Consider the following 20,769-nt stretch of genomic DNA (forward strand, 5'->3'; position numbering starts at 1 on the left):
CGATGGCGGCCTCCCCAAGGGCTCCACACAGCCTCAGACCACCGAGCCCATCGTCAGGCCCCGCTCCGCCGATGGCGGCCTCCCCAAGGGCTCCACACAGCCTCAGACCACCGAGCCCACCGTCAGGCCTCGCTCCGCCGATGGCGGCCTGCCCAAGGGCTCCACACAGCCTCAAACCACCGAGCCCACCGTCAGGCCTCGCTCCGCCCCTTCCGATGGCGGCCTGCCCAAGGGCTCCACCCAGCCTCAGACCACCGAGCCCACCGTCAGGCCTCGCTCCGCCGATGGCGGCCTGCCCAAGGGCTCCACACAGCCTCAGACCACCGAGCCCACCGTCAGGCCTCGATCCGCCCCTTCCGATGGCGGCCTGCCCAAGGGCTCCACCCAGCCTCAGACCACCGAGCCCACCGTCAGGCCTCGCTCCGCCGATGGCGGCCTGCCCAAGGGCTCCACCCAGCCTCAGACCACCGAGCCCACCGCCAGGCTTCAATCCGCCCCTTCCGATGGCGGCCTCCCCAAGGGCTCCACCCAGCCTACCGACCAGCCATCTCCAGGCCTCGGCAAGGGTCCCCAAGGGAACACCAAGGCGACGGAGCCAGGAAGCACGGCTCCCAAGGGGGGCGAGGTGCCCGGAGGGACACCCGCGAAGGAGACCGTCGCAAAGGACAGCACGTCAGCTCAGACCTCCCCCAAGGCGGGCGAGACCGGCGCGAAGAGCACCCCCGCCCCTAAACCCGCTGCCACCGCGGAGCCCACGCCCGCCAAGCCCTCCACCTCGAAGTCACCGCCCGCGGGGCAGGGCTCCCGGCAGCCGGGGGCCGGCGGCTCGGGACCGACGCCGGGACACTCGTCCACCACGGCCGACCCAGCGCAGGACGGCAAGGTGACATGGATCGCGGACAAGGCCGTCAAGAAGTCCGAATGGAGGACTCAAACGGGTAGAGGCAGCCGCAAGAAGGCGAAGCGAGGCCTCCCGAGCATCGCCGACCAGCTGACCAGCGGCGGCTTCCCCGCCCATCCCGCGCAGGCGAAGAAGGATCTCGGGAAGCGCTTCCCGAAAGGACCGCTGTTCAACGAAGCCGAGTGGAACGCCTTCGAGCAGCTCTCCTCGACCCCTCAGGGACAGCGCTGGCTCAACGCCTCCGGCATGCTCACGCTCGACCAGGTCAAGCAGTACCTGTCGGACGACAAGGACGACAATCCCGAGAAATTCCGCGGCTTCCACCAGCTCCACAAGCCGAGCAAGGTCGTCCTCGCGAGCTACGTCTCTCGACAGAGGAACAGCGGCGAGGGCGGGCAACGCTTCGAGGGCACCCCTCCAGCCGCGGTGGCCCTGTCGATGGAGGCGAGGCACGCGAGCGACCCGGCGAGGCGGGACGAGCTCAAGCAGGAGATCGATCGGGGCATCGCGGCAGAATGGGCCAAGACGCTCGAGCACACGGCGCCGAACGACGACGCGACCAAGGCGATCGCGCAAGGCGCCGTGCCGAACCCGACGGGAAGCGGCACCCTCTCGAACGACGATGTCCTCGACAGGTACAACCAGTCGATCGAGGTGCTCACGAACGTCTTTCACCTGCTCCAGGAAGGCGCCGAGATCTACGACGACAGCGCAAAGAGCCATGTCCCGCTCCGCGACGTCCCCGTCGCCAAGCTCCTCTCCCACGGCGGCCGGGTCAACATCCAGATCCCCGCGGGCACGCCTCCGTACGCGGTGACCGAGCTCCTCGGCATCACCGACGGGCACGGCAACCCGAAGGCCGGCGTGTTCCCGCGCGCCTTCGGGACGCACCACATCGCGCTCGGCAAGGGCAAATTCAAGGAGGAAGGAGGACACGTCGCCGCCATCAAGTCCAAGCTCGATGACACCGAGCTCTACGGCATGAACCTCGCCATCGGCGGCCTCGGCCTCAAGGACTTCAACGGCGACGTCATCCTGCCAGACGGCGCTCACGGCCACATCTTCATCGGCCACCGGCCGCCCAGGTCGGACAGGCCGGGCGCCCTCCAGATCGGCATCGAGACGACAGGGCCCAACGCGCCCAGCACCGTCGGCTACATCCACAACTGGCGCTCCACCGAGAAGACCGCCAACCCCATCTCCAGCGTCGGCGGCCTCAAGCAGGACAAGATCGGTGACGACCAGATCAAGAATGCTCGCACCGTCGACCTGGGCAAGCTCGGCGACGACTGGGCCGGGGTCCTCAAGGACCGAGCGGACACGTTCGAGCATGACCTGGCGGAAAGGGGCAAAGACGCGATCGGCGAGCTCGTCGGCCCGCGCACCCTGCCGCCGGAAGACATCCAGGACACCGAGCAGCGTGCCTCCGAGCAGCGGTCGGGAGGACCCGATCAGGAGCCGCGGGACGACGAGCCCCGCGATCCGCCCGGGGATCGCGCGTCGTCGCCGAAGGAAGATGCCCAGGACCCCGAGCAGCGCGCCCCCGAGCAGCCGACGCGAGGGGCAGAGCAAACCTCCCAGGACAACGAGCCACGCGAGCTGCCCGGTGATGCCCCGGAGCAGACGACGGCCAAGGCGCCGGAGGCCTCGAGTCCTCAGCCGGGCGCTTTGCCGACGCAGGGCGCCCAAGAAAAGGCGCCGGAGAGACCCGGCCAGCCCCGGCCAGAGGCGGCCCCGCAGCTGCCCGCAGGGCGCCCCGTGGACCCCACGGCCATCACCACGGGGATGCAGGCGCCAGCGCCCGCCACGTCCGGTTCAGCCCAGGACCAGGCCGCGAGCGCCACCGGAATGCCGCCCGATGAGACCCCCGCGCCCTCCAGCGCGAGGAAGCGGACAGCCGCGCAGGCGCAGAGCGACGACGAGCAAGACGCCCCTGCGAGCTCCAAGAGAGCGAAGAGTTCGGGGCAGCCATTGTCTTCGTCGCAGGCGGCTCAGTCCGCGCCCGAGAGGAGCGGCGCCGGCCTCCTGGCGTCCCGGCACATCAAGGCGCTCCACGACTTGATGCAGATGTCGGACATGAGCCCTGAAGGGCTGACGATGCGCGGGATCACCGGCGGAGGGGCGTTCACGAGCAAGCGCGGCAATGACGGCGAGCTGAGCACCGATCTGCGCCCGGACGAGCTGGACACCCTTCGCCAGAAGGTCGACGACTTCTCCCGCGTCGCTCAGGACCTGCTCACGCGTACCCAGAACCTGCCCCAAGAGGCTCTGACCCTCTACAGGGTCATCAACGATCTCGACACCAGCTCGTTGAGCGAGGGCGACACGCTCGACGAGATCCTCCCGAGCTCGACCTCATGGACCTCCGAGCTCGCTTTGGATCAATGGGTCAAGGACGGCGGGCTCGTGATGAAGATCAACACCACGAGCCATTACCCGACGGTGATGTTCTCCTACCCCGACGAGCAGCGGGACGAGGACCCGATCGCCTACAATCAGGCGCAGAAAGAGGTCCTCCTGGTGCCTTCGCGCATGACCATCACCAGGGTCACCGACCGGGAGCACAACGGCAAGCGCTTCCGCGAGGTCGAGGTGACGCCCAGAGAGCTTGAGTCCGGCGAGCTCGACGACGTGTTTCAGAGAGCGTCCCAGCGCATCGAGGAGAAGCAGAACGCCAAGCCGAAGGAGAAGAGCTTCGAAGTCGAGGATCGAGCGGCCATCGCCGAGCAATTCGGCGATACCGTGGCCGACGAGATCCTTGGTCACGTCGATAACCTCCCCCACTCCGGGGAGATCGTGGTTCACGACAAGAACGGTACCCCCTGGCGGATCGTCTCCGCGGACAGCAGGTTCGGTATCGACCTTCAGGAGAAGAAGGCGACGCCGGCAGACGCCGCCGCGGGCAACGCCGATACGGTGACCGGGGCCCCGGCGCCCAGCTGGCTTCACGCGCCCCCCCAGGGCGACGGCGCCGCCACCACCAAGCAGCTCGGAGGCGCTCCGAGCACCGCGAACCAGGGTGCCGCTCTCACCGGAAGCGCAGCTCCAGGCAAAACCGCCGCTTCCACCACCACCGGCGGCCTCGCCGCGACCCAGAGCACCCCCACGACCGACGGAAAGGCATCGATCGATGCGACGCTCGAGGCGCTGAACGAGAAGAGCGCCCGATGGTCTCATCCGGCCACGGACGACAACAAGCAGGAGGCCGCGGCGCTGCTCGGCGAGCTCATGCGAGCTCAGGACGTGGATGAGTCGCTCATCCAGAGGCTCGAGGAGCTCATCAAAAACCCCGACTCCCTCTCCCAGTCGCAGTTCGCCATCTGCGCGCTGAACGGCGTGCTCCACGCGCTGCTCACCTCCGACCTGAGCGGGTTCGCGCGCGTGGTCGCGGCCGAGTTCTCCGGCAAGCTCTTCGACCGCAAAGGCAAGCTGCTCGCCGACTTCTCGCTGCCCGCGCAGGGCGAAGACGGCGCTGCCACGAGCTCGAAGGTCGCCGATCCCATCCAGCGTGTCATCCGCGGCGAGATCCCGCTGGAGCAGGCCCCGATCGGCAACAAACTGCTCCGGAACGGCATCAAGACGGCGGGGGCCAAGCGCGCTGACGTCGAGCGCAAGGGGGGCGCCTTCTCCGACAAGCACGTCCTCGATTACCTCCTCGCCCGGGGCATGGGCAAGATGCTCAGCAAGCTCGCCCCGGAGCAATACAAGGCCGACGCCGAGAACACCGCCCGCGCCATCCCCGGCTACCTCGACAAGGCAGCCACGAGGCCCAAGGACGCCACCGGCCCGTCCAAGAAGCGGGGAGATCTGCTGCTGTCGGCGAACTCGCTGGTGACGCTCTTCAACGACATCCTGGGCGGCGACGCCCGGACCATGGTCGCCGGTGACGGCTACGACGTGAGCCGCATCAACGACGTGCTCTCGCGGCCCGACCAGGCCCCGTTCGTTCTGGCCACGGTCCTCGACGGCAAGGCGCTCGCCGAACGTGCGGCGGAGTTTGCGAAGGATCCGAAGAAGTCCAGGCCGTTCGAGGACGCGGGCACGTTCGACGCGTCGAGCACGCACCAGGTCGTCATCAACGGCAAGATCACGGACAACGGCACGCACTACACCGTGCCCATCTATTCCTGGGGGCAGACCTTCTCCATCGACGTGAAGAAGGAGGTCATGCCGAAGCTCTTCACCGTCGTTACCTATGGCTCGTTCGCCACGGCGCCAGGGCAGGCGCAGGCGCCCGCCACGTCCGGTACAGCCCAGGATCAGGCCGCGAGCGTCACCGGAATGCTGCCCGACGAGACCCCCGCGCCCGACAGCGCGACGAAGCGGAAAGCCGCGCAGGCGCTCAGCGATGACGAGCAAGGCCCCGGATCGAGCGCCGAGAACAAGAAAGCGAAGAACGCGGGGCAGCCCTCCTCTTCGTCTTCGTCTTCGTCTTCGTCTTCGTCGCAGGCGGCGCAGCCCGCGCCCGCGAGGAGCGGCACCGGCCTCCTGGCGTCCCGGCACATCGACGCGCTCCAGGGCTTGATGCGCGACATGTCGAATACGACCCCTGAAGCGCAGACGATGCGGGGGATCCCCGGCGGAGGGGCGTTCACCAGCAAGCGCGGCGAAGACGGCGAGCTGAGCACCGATCTGCGCCCGGACGAGCTGGACACCCTTCGCCAGAAGGTCGACGACTTCTCCCGCGTCGCTCAGGACCTGCTCACACGTACCCAGGACCTGCCCCAAGAGGACCTGACCCTCTACAGGGTCATCAACGATCTCGACACCAGCTCGCTGAGCGAGGGCGACACGATCGACGAGATCCTCCCGAGCTCGACCTCATGGACCTCCGATCTGGCCTTGGATCAATGGGTCAAGGACGGCGGGCTCGTCATGAAGATCAACACCACGAGCCATTACCCGACGGTCATGTTCTCCTACCCCGACCAGCAGCGGGGCAGAGAGCCGATCGCCTACAATCAGGACCAGAAGGAGGTCCTCCTGGTGCCCTCGCGCATGACCATCACCAAGGTCACCCCGCGGGAGCACAACGGCAAGCGCTTCCTCGAGGTCGAGGTGACGCCCGCACAGCTCCCGCCGCGCGAGCTCGACGCCGTGTTCGAGAGAGCCTCCGAGCGAATCAAGGAGAAGCAGAACGCCAAGCCGAAGGAGAAGCACTTCGAGATCGAAGAACAATCGGCCATCGCCGCGCAATTCGGCGATACCGTGGCCGGCGAGATCTTTGGTTACGTCGACAAGCTCCCCGACCGCAGCGAGCGGGAGATCGTGGTTCGCGACAAGGACGGTACCCCCTGGCGGATCGCCTCCGCGGACAGCATGTTCGGTATCGACCTGGAGGAGAAGAAGGCGACGCCCGCGGGGCGCCCCGTGGACCCCACGGCCATCACCACCGGCATGCAAGCGCCAGCGCCCGCCACGTCCGGTTCAGCCCAGGACCAGGCCGCGAGCGCCACCGGAATGCCGCCCGACGAGACCCCCGCGCCCGCCAGCGCGAGGAAGCGGACAGCCGCGCAGGCGCAGAGCGAAGATGAGCAAGACGCTCCAGCGAGCTCCAAGAGAGCGAGGAATGCCGGGGAGCCATCCTCTTCGTCGCAGGCGGCTCAGCCCGCGCCGGGCAGGGCCCTGGCGTCCCGGCACATGGATGCGCTCCATGGCCTGATGCGCGACATGTCCAACACCAGCTCTGAAGCGCAGACGATGCGGGGGATCCCCGGAGGCGGCGCGTTTACCAGCAAGCGCGGCACGGACGGCGAGCTGAGCACCGATCTGCGCCCGGACGAGCTGGACACCCTTCGCCAGAAGGTCGACGACTTCTCGAGCGTCGCTCGGGACCTGCTCACACGCACCCAGGACCAGCCCCAAGAGGATCTGACCTTCTACAGGGTCATCAACGATCTCGACACCAGCTCGCTGGTCGAGGGCGGCACGTTCGACGAGCTCCTCCCGAACTCGACCTCATGGACTCCCGATCTGGCCCTGAATCAATGGGTCCAGGACGGCGGGCTCCTGATGAAGATCAACACCACGAGCAAATACCCGACCGTCATGTTCTCCTACCCCGACGCGCAGCGGCCGGGGGACGCGATCGCCTACAATCAGGACCAGAAAGAGGTCCTCCTTGTGCCCTCGCGCATGACCATCACCAGGGTCACCCCGCGGGAGCACAACGGCAAGCGCTTCCTCGAGGTCGAGGTGACGCCCAGAGAGCTTGAGTCGAACGAGCTCGACGACGTGTTCGAAAGAGCGTCCCAGCGCATCGAGGAGAAGCTGAACGCGAAGCCGAAAGAGGTGTCCTTCGAGGTCGACCAACGACCGGAGATCGTCGCGCAATTCGGCGATACCGTGGCCGACGAGATCCTTGGTCACGTCGGCAATCTCCCCCACCCCAGCGAGGGGGAGATCGTGGTTCGCGATAAGGACGGTACCCCCTGGCGGATCGTCTCCGCGGACAAGGATTTCGGTATCGACCTTCAAGAGAAGAAGGCAATGCCCGCTGACGCAGCCGGGAGCAGCGCCGCTACGGTGACCGGGGCCCCGGCGCCCAGCCCGACCCGCCCGCCCGCCCAGGGCGACGGCGCCTCCACGGACCATGCAGGCGCGCTGGCGACCGTCACCGGAATGGCGCCCATCCAGGACCCCGCGCCCGCCAGCGCGAGGAAGCGGACAGCCGCGCAGGCGCAGAGCGAAGATGAGCAAGACGCACCGGCAAGCTCCAAGAGAGCGAGGAATGCCGGGGAGCCATCCTCTTCGTCGCAGGCGGCTCAGCCCGCGCCGGGCAGGGCCCTGGCGTCCCGGCACATGGACGCGCTCCAGGGCTTGATGCGTGACATGTCCAACACCAGCCCTCAAGCGCAGACGATGCGCGGGATCCCCGGAGGCGGCGCGTTTACCAGCAAACGCGGCACGGACGGCGAGCTGAGCACCGATCTGCGCCCGGACGAGCTGACCACCCTTCGCCAGAAGGTCGACGACTTCTCCAGCGTTGCTCGGGACCTGCTCACACGTACCCAGGACCTGCCTCGAGAGGAGCTGACCTTCTACAGGGTCATCAACGATCTCGACACGAGCTCGCTGGTCGAGGGCGGCACGCTCGACGAGCTCCTCCCGAGCTCGACCTCATGGACTCCCGATCTGGCCCTGAATCAATGGGTCCAGGACGGCGGGCTCGTGATGAAGATCAATACCAACAGCCACTACCCGGCCGTCATGTTCTCCTACCCCGACGCGCAGCGGCCCGGGGACGCGATCGCCTACAATCAGGCCCAGAAGGAGGTCCTCCTTGTGCCCTCGCGCATGACCATCACCAAGGTCACCCCGCGGGAGCACAACGGCAAGAGCTTCCTCGAGGTCGAGGTGACGCCCAGAGAGCTTGAGTCCGACGAGCTCGACGACGTGTTCCAGAGAGCGTCCCAGCGCATCGAGGAGAGGCTGAACGCGAAGCCGAAAGAGGTGTCCTTCGAGGTCGACGAACGACCGGAGATCGTCGAGCAATTCGGCGATGCCGTGGCCGACGAGATCCTTCGTTACGTCGACAAGCTCCCCGACCCCAGCGAGCGGGAGATCGTGGTTCGCGACAACGACGGCACCCCCTGGCGGATCGTCTCGGCGGACGAGCGGTTCGGCATCGACCTTCAGGAGAAGAAGGCGACGCCCGCTGACGTCGCCGAGAGCAGCGCCGAGGCGGTGACCGGGGCCCCGGCGCCCAGCGCGGTCCACGCGGACGCCCAGGTCGACAGCGCCTCCACGGACAATGCAGGCGCGCTGGCGAACGTCACCGGAATGGCGCCCATCCAGGACCCCGCGCCCGCCAGCGCGAGGAAGCGAACCGCCGCGCAGGCGCACAGCGACGACGAGCAAGACGCCCCGGCGAGCTCCAAGAGAGCCAAGAATGCGGGGGAGCAATCCTCTTCCTCTTCGTCGCAGCAGGCGCCGCCCGCGCGGGGGAGGGCCCTGGCGTCCCGGCACATCGACGCGCTCCAGGGCTTGATGCGTGACATGTCCAACACCAGCCCTCAAGCGCAGACGATGCGGGGGATCCCCGGAGGCGGCGCGTTCACCAGCAAGCGCGGCACGGACGGCGAGCTGAGCACCGAGCTGCGCCCGGACGAGCTGGACACCCTTCGCCAGAAGGTCGACGACTTCTCGAGCGTCGCTCGGGACCTGCTCACACGCACCCAGGACCTGCCTCAAGAGGATCTGACCTTCTACAGGGTCATCAACGATCTCGACACGAGCTCGCTGGTCGAGGGCGGCACGCTCGACGAGCTCCTCCCGAGCTCGACCTCATGGACCTCCGATCTGGCCCTGAATCAATGGGTCCAGGACGGCGGGCTCGTGATGAAGATCAACACCACGAGCAAATACCCGACCGTCATGTTCTCCTACCCCGACCAGCAGAGGGACGGAGAGCCAATCGCCTACAACCAGGACCAGAAAGAGGTCCTCCTTGTGCCCTCGCGCATGACCATCACCAAGGTCACCCCGCGGGAGCACAACGGCAAGCGCTTCCTCGAGGTCGAGGTGACGCCCAGAGAGCTTGAGTCGGACGAGCTCGACGACGTGTTCCAGAGAGCGTCCGAGCGCATCGACGAGAGGCTGAACGCGAAGCCGAAAGAGGTGTCCTTCGAGGTCGACGAACGACCGGAGATCGTCGAGCAATTCGGCGATGCCGTGGCCGACGAGATCCTTCGTTACGTCGGCAATCTCCCCGACCCCAGCGAGCGGGAGATCGTGGTTCGCGACAAGGAGGGTACCCGTTGGCGGATCGTCTCGGCGGACGAGCGGTTCGGTATCGACCTTCAGGAGAAGAAGGCGACGCCCGCTGACGTCGCCGGGAGCAGCGCCGAGGCGGTGACCGGAGCCTCGCCCGGGCGCCCAGCGACAGAGCTCGGCAGGCAGGCGACAGGCCAGACGCCGAACGGTCCCGCACCAGGCGACCCCCGCGCTTCCACCACCAAAGACGGCCTCGCCGCGACCCAGAGCCCGCCGGCGGCCGACGGTAACGCCTCGGTCGATGCGGCGATCAAGGCGTTGAACGAGAAGAGCGCCCAATGGTCTCATCCAGCCACGGGCGCGAACAAGCAGGAGGCCAAAAGGCTCCTTGGCGACCTCATGCGCTCTCAGGGCGTGGATGAGGCGCTCGTCGAGCGGCTCGCGGAGCTCATCGAGAACCCGAGCTCCCTCTCCCAGTCCCAGTTCGCCATCTGCGCGCTGAACAGCGCCCTCCACACGCTGCTCACCTCCGACCTGGGCGGGTTCGCGCGCGTGGTCGCGGCCGAGTTCACGGGCAAGCTCTTCGATCGCCAGGGGGACCTGCTCGCCGACTTCTCGCCGCCCGCGCAGGGCGAAAATGGCGCCGCCATCAGCGCGCAGGTCGCCGATCCCATCCACCGTGTCCTCCGGGGCGAGCTCCCGGTGCAGAACGCCGGGTTCGGCAACAAGCTGCTCCTCAACGGAATCAAGAAGGCGAAGGCCGGATCCGCCGACCGCGAGCGCAAGGGCAGCGCCTTCTCCGGCGAGCACGTCCTCGATTACCTCCTCGCCCGGGGCATGGGCAAGATGCTCAGCAAGCTCGCCCCGGAGCAATACAAGGACGATGCCGAGAATGCCGCCGGCGTCATCCCCGGCTACCTCGACAAGACGACGCCGAGGGCCAAGGACGCCACCGGCCCGTCCAAGAAGCACGGCGATCTGCTGCTGTCAGCCAATTCGCTGGTGACGCTCTTCAACAAGATCCTCGGCGGCGACGCCAAGACCATGGTCGCCGGGGCCGACTACGACGTGGGCCGGATCAATGACGTCCTCGCGAGGCCCGACCAGGCGCCGTTTGCCCTGGCCACCATCCTCGACGGCAAGGCGCTCGCCGAGCGTGCCAAGGAGTTCGCGAAGGACCCCACGAAATCCAGGCCGTTCGAGGATGCGCGCGCGATCGACACCTCGAGCACGCACCAGGTCGTCATCAACGGCAAGATCACCGAGGATGGCGATCATTATGTCGTGCCGCTCCACACCTGGCAGCAGAGCTTCTCCATCAAGGTGAAGAAGGACGTCTTGCCGTCGCTCTTCCCGGTCTTCACGTATGGAACCTACCTCCCGTCGCGAGCGCCGGCCGCGAACGACCTCACCCAGAGCCAGGCGCCGATGCCCGCCGCATCCGGTACTGCCCAGGACCAGGCCGCGAACGTCGCCGGAATGCTGCCCGACGAGACCCCCGCGCCGTCCAGCGCGAGGAAGCGCGCAGCCGAGCAGGCGCAGAGCGACGACGAGCATGACGCCCCGGCGAGCTCCAAGAGAGCGAAGAATACGGGGGAGCCATCCTCTTCCTCTTCGTCGCAGACGGCTCAGCCCGCGCCGGGGAGGGCCCTGGCGTCGCGGCACATGGACGCGCTCCATGGCCTGATGCGCGACATGTCCAACACCAGCTCTGAAGCGCAGACGATGCGCGGGATCCCCGGAGGCGGCGCGTTCACCAGCAAGCGCGGCACCGACGGCGACCTGAGCACCGAGCTGCGCCCGGACGAGCTGACCACCCTTCGCCAGAAGGTCGACGACTTCTCGAGCGTCGCTCGGGACCTGCTCACACGCACCCAGGACCTGCCTCAGGAGGATCTGACCTTCTACAGGGTCATCAACGATCTCGACACGAGCTCGCTGGTCGAGGGCGGCACGCTCGACGAGCTCCTCCCGAGCTCGACCTCATGGACTCCCGATCTGGCCCTGAATCAATGGGTCCAGGACGGCGGGCTCGTGATGAAGATCAACACCACGAGCCATTACCCGACCGTCATGTTCTCCTACCCCGACGCGCAGCGGCCCGGGGACGCGATCGCCTACAATCAGGACCAGAAAGAGGTCCTCCTTGTGCCCTCGCGCATGACCATCACCAAGGTCACCCCGCGGGAGCACAACGGCAAGCGCTTCCTCGAGGTCGAGGTGACGCCCAGAGAGCTTGAGTCGGACGAGCTCGACGACGTGTTCCAGAGAGCGTCCCAGGGCATCGAGGAGCGGCTGAACGCGAAGCCGAAGGTGAAGAGCTTCGACGCCGATGATCGAGCGGCCATCGCCGAGCAATTCGGCGATGCCGTGGCTGACGAGATCCTTCGTCACGTCGACAAGCTCCCCGACCGCAGCGAGCGGGAGATCGTGGTTCGCGACAAGGATGGCACCCCCTGGCGGATCGCCTCCGCGGACAGCATGTTCGGTATCGACCTGGAGGAGAAGAAGGCGACGCCCGCGGGCCGCCCCGTGGACCCCACGGCCATCACCACCGGCATGCAGGCGCCAGCGCCCGCCGCGTCCGGTTCAGCCCAGGACCAGGACGCGAGCGCGACCGGAATGCCGCCCGACGAGACACCCGCGCCCTCCAGCGCGAGGAAGCGGACAGCCGCGCAGGCGCAGAGCGACGACGAGCAAGACGCCCCGGCGAGCTCCAAGAGAGCGAAGAATGCGGGGCAGCCCTCCTCGTCGTCGCAGCCGGCTCAGCCCGCGCCCGAGAGGAGCGGCGCCGGTCTCCTGGCGTCCCGGCACATCGACGCGCTCCAGGGCTTGATGCGCGACATGTCGAATACGACCCCGGAAGCGCAGACGATGCGCGGGATCCCCGGCGGAGGGGCGTTCACCAGCAAGCGCGGCGAAGACGGCGAGCTGAGCACCGATCTGCGCCCGGACGAGCTGGACACCCTTCGCCAGAAGATCGACGACTTCTCCCGCGTCGCTCAGGACCTGCTCACTCGTACCCAGGACCTGCCCCAAGAGGATCTGACCCTCTACAGGGTCATCAACGATCTCGACATCAGCTCCTTGAGCGAGGGCGGCACGATCGACGAGCTCCTCCCGAGCTCGACCTCGTGGACCCCCGATCTGGCCCTGGATCAATGGGTCAGGGACGGCGGGCTCGTCATGAAGATCAACACCACGAGCCATTACCCGACGGTGATGTTCTCCTACCCCGACCAGCAGCGGGACGGAGAACCGATCGCCTACAACCAGGACCAGAAAGAGGTCCTCCTGGTGCCTTCGCGCATGACCATCACCAGGGTCACCGACCGGGAGCACAACGGCAAGCGCTTCCGCGAGGTCGAGGTGACGCCCACACAGCTCCCGCCGCGCGAGCTCGACGCCGTGTTCGAAAGAGCCTCCGAGCGCATCAAGGAGAAGCAGAACACCAAGCCGAAGGAGAAGCACTTCGAGCTCGACGAACAATCGGACATCGCCGCGCAATTCGGCGATATCGTGACCGACGAGATCCTTCGTCACGTCGACAAGCTCCCCGACCCCAGCGAGCGGGAGATCGTGGTTCGCGACAAGGACGGTACCCGCTGGCGGCTCGTCTCCGCGGACAGCATGTTCGGTATCGACCTTCAGGAGAAGAAGGCGACGCCGGCGGACGTGCCGACAGGGTACAATCCAGCTCTGGACGGCGAGGACGATGCGGGCGACCTGCAGCCCCCCGCGCCCTCCAGCGCGAGGAAGCGGACAGCCGCGCAGGCGCAGAGCGAAGACGAGCAAGACGCCCCTGCGAGCTCCAAGAGAGCCAAGAATTCGGGGCAGCCCTCCTCTTCGTCTTCGTCGCAGGCAGCTCAGTCCCCGCCCGAGAGGAGCGGCACCGGCCTCCTGGCGTCCCGGCACATCAAGGCGCTCCACGACTTGATGCAGATGTCGGACACGAGCCCTGAAGGGCTGACGATGCGCGGGATCACCGGCGGAGGGGCGTTCACCAGCAAGCGCGGCGAAGACGGCGAGCTGCGCGCCGACCTGCGGCTGGACGAGCTGGCCACCCTTCGCCCAAAGGTCGACGACTTCTCCCGCGTCGCTCAGGACCTGCTCACAAGGACCCAGGACCTACCCCGAGAAGATCTGACCCTCTACAGGGTCATCAACGATCTCGACACCAGCTCGTTGAGCGAGGGCGGCACGATCGACGAGATCCTCCCGAGCTCGACGTCATGGACCTCCGAGCTCGCCTTGGATCAATGGGTCAAGGACGGCGGGCTCGTCATGAAGATCAACACCACGAGCCATTACCCGACGGTGATGTTCTCCTACCCCGACGAGCAGCGGGACGAGGACCCGATCGCCTACAATCAGGCGCAGAAAGAGGTCCTCCTGGTGCCTTCGCGCATGACCATCACCAGGGTCACCGACCGGGAGCACAACGGCAAGCGCTTCCGCGAGATCGAGGTGACGCCCACACGGCTCCCGCCGCGCGAGCTCGACGCCGTGTTCGAAAGAGCCTCCGAGCGCATCAAGGAGAAGCAGAACACCAAGCCGAAAGAGGTGTCCTTCGAAGTCGACCAACGACCGAAAATCGTCGAGCAATTCGGCGAAACCGCGGCCGACGAGATCCTTGGTCACGTCGACAATCTCCCCTACTCCGAGGAGATCGTGGTTCGCGACAAGGCGGGTACCCCCTGGCGGATCGTCTCCGCGGACAGCGGGTTCGGTATCGACCTCCAGGAGAAGAAGGCGGCGCCGGCAGACGCCGCCGCGGGCAGCGCCGATACGGTGACCGGGGCCCCGGGGCCCAGCTGGACCCACGCGCCCCCCCAGGTCGACGGCGCCGCCACCACCAAGCAGCTCGGAGGCGCTCCGAGCACCGCGAATCAGGGTGCCGCTCTCACCGGAAGCGCAGCTCCAGGCAAAACCGCCGCTTCCACGGCCGCCGGCGGCCTCGCCGCGACCGGCAGCACCCCCACGACCGACGGCAAGGCATCGATCGACACGCAGCTCAAGGCGCTGAACGAGAAGAGCGCCCAATGGTCCCATCCGGCGACGGACGAGGACAAGCAGGAGGCCGCGGCCCTGCTCGGCGAGCTCATGCGAGCCCAGGGCGTGGATGAGTCGCTCATCCAGAGGCTCGAGGAGCTCATTGAAAACCCCGACTCCCTCTCCCAGTCGCAGTTCGCCATCTGCGCGCTGAACGGCGTGCTCCACGCGCTGCTCACCTCCGACCTGAGCGGGTTCGCGCGCGTGGTCGCGGCCGAGTTCTCCGGCAAGCTCTTCGACCGCAAAGGCAAGCTGCTTGCCGACTTCTCGCTGCCCGCGCAGGGCGAAGACGGCGCTGCCACGAGCTCGAAGGTCGCCGATCCCATCCAGCGTGTCATCCGCGGCGAGATCCCGCTGGAGCAGGCCCCGATCGGCAACAAGCTGCTCCAGAACGGCATCAAGAAGGCCGGGGCCAAGCGCGCCGACGTCGAGCGCAAGGGGGGCGCCTTGTCCGACAAGCACGTCCTCGATTACCTCCTCGCCCGGGGCATGGGCAAGATGCTCAGCAAGCTCGCCCGGGAGCAATACAAGGCCGACGCCGAGAACACCGCCCGCGCCATCCCCGGCTACCTCGACAAGGCAGCCACGAGGCCCAAGGACGCCACCGGCCCGTCCAAGAAGCGGGGAGATCTGCTGCTGTCGGCCAATTCGCTGGTGACGCTCTTCAACGACATCCTGGGCGGCGACGCCCGGACCATGGTCGCCGGTGACGGCTACGACGTGAGCCGCATCAACGACGTGCTCTCGCGGCCCGACCAGGCCCCGTTCGTTCTGGCCACGGTCCTCGACGGCAAGGCGCTCGCCGAACGTGCGAAGGAGTTCGCGAAGGATCCGAAGAAGTCCAGGCCGTTCGAGGACGCGGGTACATTCGACGCGTCGAGCACGCACCAGGTCGTCATCAACGGCAAGATCACGGACAGCGGCACGCACTACACCGTGCCCATCTATTCCTGGGGGCAGACCTTCTCCGTCGACGTGAAGAAGGAGGTCATGCCGAAGCTCTTCACCGTCGTTACCTACGGCTCGTTCGCCACGGCGCAAGGGCAGGCGACGGCGCCCGCCACGTCCGGTTCAGCCCAGGACCAAGCCGCGAGCGTCACCGGAATGCTGCCCGACGAGACCCCTGCGCCCGAGAGCGCGACGAAGCGGAAAGCCGCGCAGGCGCTCGGTGACGACGAGCAAGACGCCCCAGCGAGCTCCAAGAGAGCCAAGAATTCGGGGCAGCCCTCCTCTTCGTCTTCGTCGCAGGCGTCTCAGCTCGCGCCCGAGAGGAGCGGCACCGGTCTCCTGGCGTCCCGGCACATCGACGCGCTCCACGACTTGATGCGCAACATGTCGAACACGACCCCTGAAGCGCAGACGATGCGGGGGATCCCTGGCGGAGGGGCGTTCACCAGCAAGCGCGGCGAAGACGGTGAGCTGAGCACCGTTCTGCGCCCGGACGAGCTGGACACCCTTCGCCACAAGATCGACGACTTCTCCCGCGTGGCTCAGGACCTGCTCACAGCGACCCAGGACCTGAACGAAGAGGACATCACCCTCTACAGGGTCATCAACGATCTCGACACCAGCGCGTTGAGCGAGGGCGGCACGCTCGACGAGATCCTCCCGAGCTCGACCTCATGGACCCCCGATCTGGCCTTGAATCAATGGGTCAAGGACGGCGGGCTCGTCATGAAGATCAACACCACGAGCCACTACCCGACGGTCATGTTCTCCTACCCCGACCAGCAGCGGGACGGGGACCCGATCGCCTACAACCAGGACCAGAAGGAGGTCCTCCTGGTGCCTTCGCGCATGACCATCACCAGGGTCACCGACCGGGAGCACAACGGCAAGCGCTTCCGCGAGATCGAGGTGACGCCCACAGCGCTTCCGCCACACGAGCTCGACGCCGTGTTCGAAAGAGCCTCCGAGCGCATCAAGGAGAAGCTGAACGCGAAGCCGAAAGAGGTGTCCTTCGAAGTCGGCCAACGACCGAAAATCGTCGAGCAATTCGGCGAAACCGCGGCCGACGAGATCCTTGGTTACGTCGACGATCTCCCCTACTCCGAGGAGATCGTGGTTCGCGACAAGGCGGGTACCGCCTGGCGGGTCGTCTCCGCGGACAGCGGGTTCGGTATCGACCTCCAGGAGAAGAAGGCTACGCCGGCAGACGCCGCCGCTGGCAGCGCCGATACGGCGACCGCGGGGACCGGCACCCCGACAGCTGCGAGCGCAGCGAGCCCGAGCGCCGTCACCACCGGTTTCAACCCCGCCGCGAGCGTCTCACGGAATGCCCCGGAGGACATGCTGGCAGGGTACAACGCCTCGAACAGCCGCGATCATGCAGCCGCCCCGACCGCCGCCACGACGTCCGGCAGCCCTTCCAGCGCCGAGCAAGCCGCGCAGCCCCAGGGGAGCCCCCTCGAGGATCTGATCCGCACGATCGAGGAGCAGAGCAGCACATGGCCCCGCCCGGCGGACGGCGAGCACAGGGAGGAGGCCGCCCAGCTCCTGAGCCAGCTGCTCCATGCGCAGGGCGTGAGGGGCTCGGTCGTCGAACGGCTGAGCACGCTCATCAAGGACCCTGCCTCGCTGTCGCAATCGGCCTTCACCAACTGCGCGCTGCACAGCGTCCTTTACACGACGCTCAAGAACGACCTCGCCACGGCATCGCACCTGGTCGTCGCGCTCTTCACCGGCAGGCCGCTCGGCCGGCTCGCAGGCGCGCCCGGCGCCGGCACCTTCGGACAGCAAGGCTCGCGCTCTCGTGCGCTCAGCCACGGCCTGGAGCTCCTCCTGAGCCAGATGAAGGGAGAGGTCCTGCCAGCGCACGGGCCGACTCCGAACAGACCGCTCCTCAACGGCCTCAAGACCGCCAAGGCCAAGCGCGACCGCCTGAAGGGGCAAGGCGCAGCCACCCAGGAGCTGGACGGCCACCTCCTCGACCACCTGCTCGCCCGCGGGCTCGTCGAGCTGCTCGGGGAGACGGCCGTCGCGGTGCTCGAGAAGCAGACGGACGGCGCCAAGGAGCCCGGCGTCGCCGCGGCGCAAGGCGATCTGCTGGTCTCGGCGAGATCGACCGCGGCCCTCATGAACGATGCGCTCGGAGCGAACGCGAAGCTCATGACCAGCGACTCCCCCGGCGGCTACGACGTCGCGCGCATCAACGAGGCCCTGGCGAAGCCCGATCAGGCGGGGTTCGCGCTCGCGACCGTGATGAACGGCAAGGCGCTCTGGGAGCAAGCGGCGAAGCACGAGGCGGCCGCCTCTGCACCCCAGGATCCCGAGACGATCCCGCGGCTCGGCGAGGTCGACGCCTCGAGCCCCCACCTGGTCGCGATCGACGGGCCGATCACGGTCCACGGCGATTCCTTCATCGTGCCGATCCAGTCCTGGGGGCGAGCGTTCCCCGTGCGGGTGGCCAAGCAGGACATGCCGAAGCTCTTCGCGGCGTTCGCTTATGGCACGTATCCCCCGTCGCGGACGCCGCAGACGGGCGCCTCCGCCGAGGTGAAGTCGCAGGCCACGGGCGGCGCCGATGACGCGCTGACCGGCATGGCCCCCCGCGTGCAGGACTTCGACAGCCGTGCGGACTGGCGCCGCTTCAACGAGGGTGTGCGCCCCTGGCTCGGCGAGATCCACCGCATCCGGCAGCCCCACGATCTGCGCGGGGCCATCGACGTGCTCTCCCCCGAGGCCGCGAGGCTCTTGCTCCGGCTCTACGACGACCATCCACAGACAGCGCGCGTCGAGCTGCGCCGGCTCGGCCGCTTCCGCATGAACGACACGCGCAGGCTGAATGAGGTGCTGGAGAGGCTCTCGGAATCCGAGCCATCCGATACCGAGCTGATGGAGGTAGAGCTCCTGTCCGAGCTCGAGGCGGTCGAGCAGGCCCGGAGCGAGGGCGAGGCGTCCGACGCTGGAGCGCTCGACCTGGATCAGCTCCACGCCCTCCATGACCAGCTCGACGCGTGGGAGAGCGCGCAGGACGAGTTCAACCAGTGGGCGCGCGCGCAGCTCGACGGCGATCCGTCAGAGCCGGAGGACGCCGGGTCCGAACGATCGGAGTCCGGGGACTCCGACGCTGGGATGTCCGAGCCGGCGCGGCTGGCGCGCGCCAACGTCCAGGGGATGAACCAGCTCCACCATGCGGGCAAGGTCCACTACTCGTTCAACGTGCCCAGCGCGCGCCTGGACGCGCTCACGGCGGTCGCGCGGAACGCCGGCGTCCAGGAGGAGCTGGCGGACGCCCGGACCGGCTTCCTCAACCCGGACCATTTCGAGAAGCAGAGCAGCTTCACCTGGCGCCTGAAGCCCGGCGTGAGCGCGAGCAAGGCGCTGCGGGAGTTCTTCGACCCCGAGGAGCACCTCACCATCGCCGAGTGCGGGACGACGATGCAGGCGATCAACTACCGCACCCTCCTGCGCGCGGTCGGAGACGAGGACTTCGACCGGAGGTTCGGCGGCGAGGGCTCCAGCGTCTCGAACGAGGACCGCCTGATGCTGCAGCGCGACTTCAGCGCCCAGAACCCCCTGCAGCGCTTCTTCGCGCCCGAGGCCGCGACGCTGGATGACGAGGAGCGGGCGGAGATGACCGGCGACGGCGAGGCGGACACGCGCAACGCGCCGAGCTCCCGCCCCGCGAAGCGCGGCGGCTGGTACTACATCAAGAACCACGAGCTCTACGTCAGGCGCCACCCGGAGGGCTTCTGGAGCGGCGAGAACGCGATGTACCTGGGGCGCGCCGGCGCGTCCGGCAAGCAGATGTTCAGCGGGTTCGGCGTGCCCCCGACGACCGAGGAGCAGCTGGCAGAATCCCTGGCCAGCGAGTTCAACCACGCGCCGAGCGAGACCGAGGTCGAGAAGATCCTCAGCTCACGCCGCGACCTGAGCCTGGCGCTGCCGACGCTGGGAGATCTCGACTCGATCGCTGCCATGCCGCTCACCGATGCGAGCATGGACCACATCGCCAGGCTGCACGATCACCCCGACATCGACGCAGCGCCCAGGGAAGCCGGCGAGCACGGACCCGAGGACGTGGCGCGCCGCCTGTTCAGGGAGACGCTCGAAGGCCGGCCGCTCCAGCAGCCGCTTTCGCCCTCGGATCTCGTCGCCACCCTCAACCTGTCGGAGCTCGACGGGAGGGCTTTCCAGTCGTGGGACCCCGGTCCGGCGGAGAGATCGCTCGGGACGTGGGGGGTGCGCGCGATGCCCAGCGCGGCGGGCGCGGCCGCCTCGCAAGGCGCGCAGGCCGGGAGCCCAGGGACGTCGCGCGCCGTGCTGCGCTGGACGCGGCCGCCTTCCAGCAGGCACGCGGGGCAGCACACCACGCCGTATACGCTCGTCTTCGACGGCTACTGCAAGCGGTTCAATTTCACCTTCACGCCGGCGTTGATGAACCTCTTCCTCGAGCTCAACCGCGACAGGATGACGCCCGTCAACCCGCGCGAGCAGACGGTCCGCAAGACGACGAAGATCCGGGTCGACGAGGGCACGGAGTTCATCTTCCCGCTGCCCAGCGAGGTGAACAAGCTCGCGAAGGTCCCCGGCGGCTTCCAGAGCATCGGCGGCAAGGTCCTGTCGGCCGAGCAGATCCGGAGAGAGTTCGGCCGTGAAGAGCTCTTCTCGGGTCCGCCGTCTCCGGTGAGCCCCGGCCCGGAAGGTCCCACGGCTGCACGCACGAACCCGGCGGACGTGGGCGCGGGGTACCGGCCCCAGGACGCCGCGAGCGGCAGGAGCGACGGCCCGCAGATCGCGACCGCCGCCGCCATGACGCGCGGCGGGGGCTCCCAGTCAGGCGGCGCAATCGGCGACACGCCGGCCACGCAAGCGACCGGCGCGCCGGCTGCTCTCGACGGCGCCAAGGCCATCCTCGCGCCGATCGACGCCCTGGTGAGGAGGCTCGTCGCGAAGAGCGACACGTGGTCCTCCCCGCGCACGCAGGCGGACAAACAGGAGGCCATCGCGCTCGTGACCGAGTTACTGCAACAGCTCGGCATGGACGCCCGGGTCGTCGACAGGGCGGGCGAGCAGGGCAAGGACACGCCTGATTCCGAGCACTCCGCCTGCACGTGTGTCCGTTAGCCCAGCGCCCGCGTCAGCCGCCCTCCGCGGGC

Annotated in this window: 1 protein-coding gene; it reads left to right on the forward strand. The window is 67.8% G+C overall.

Annotated features, from left to right (window positions below; genetic code table 11):
- Nucleotides 1-625: 625 nt before the first annotated feature.
- The gene (locus tag WMF39_RS38790) at nucleotides 626-20,737 is read left to right on the forward strand and encodes a hypothetical protein (RefSeq protein WP_437741505.1); all 20,112 of its coding nucleotides are present in this window, start codon (nucleotides 626-628) and stop codon (nucleotides 20,735-20,737) included.
- Nucleotides 20,738-20,769: the final 32 nt, after the last annotated feature.

It is taken from the genome of Sorangium sp. So ce1504, assembly GCF_051521635.1.
GTDB classification, from domain to species: Bacteria; Myxococcota_A; Polyangia; order Polyangiales; family Polyangiaceae; genus Sorangium; species Sorangium cellulosum_B.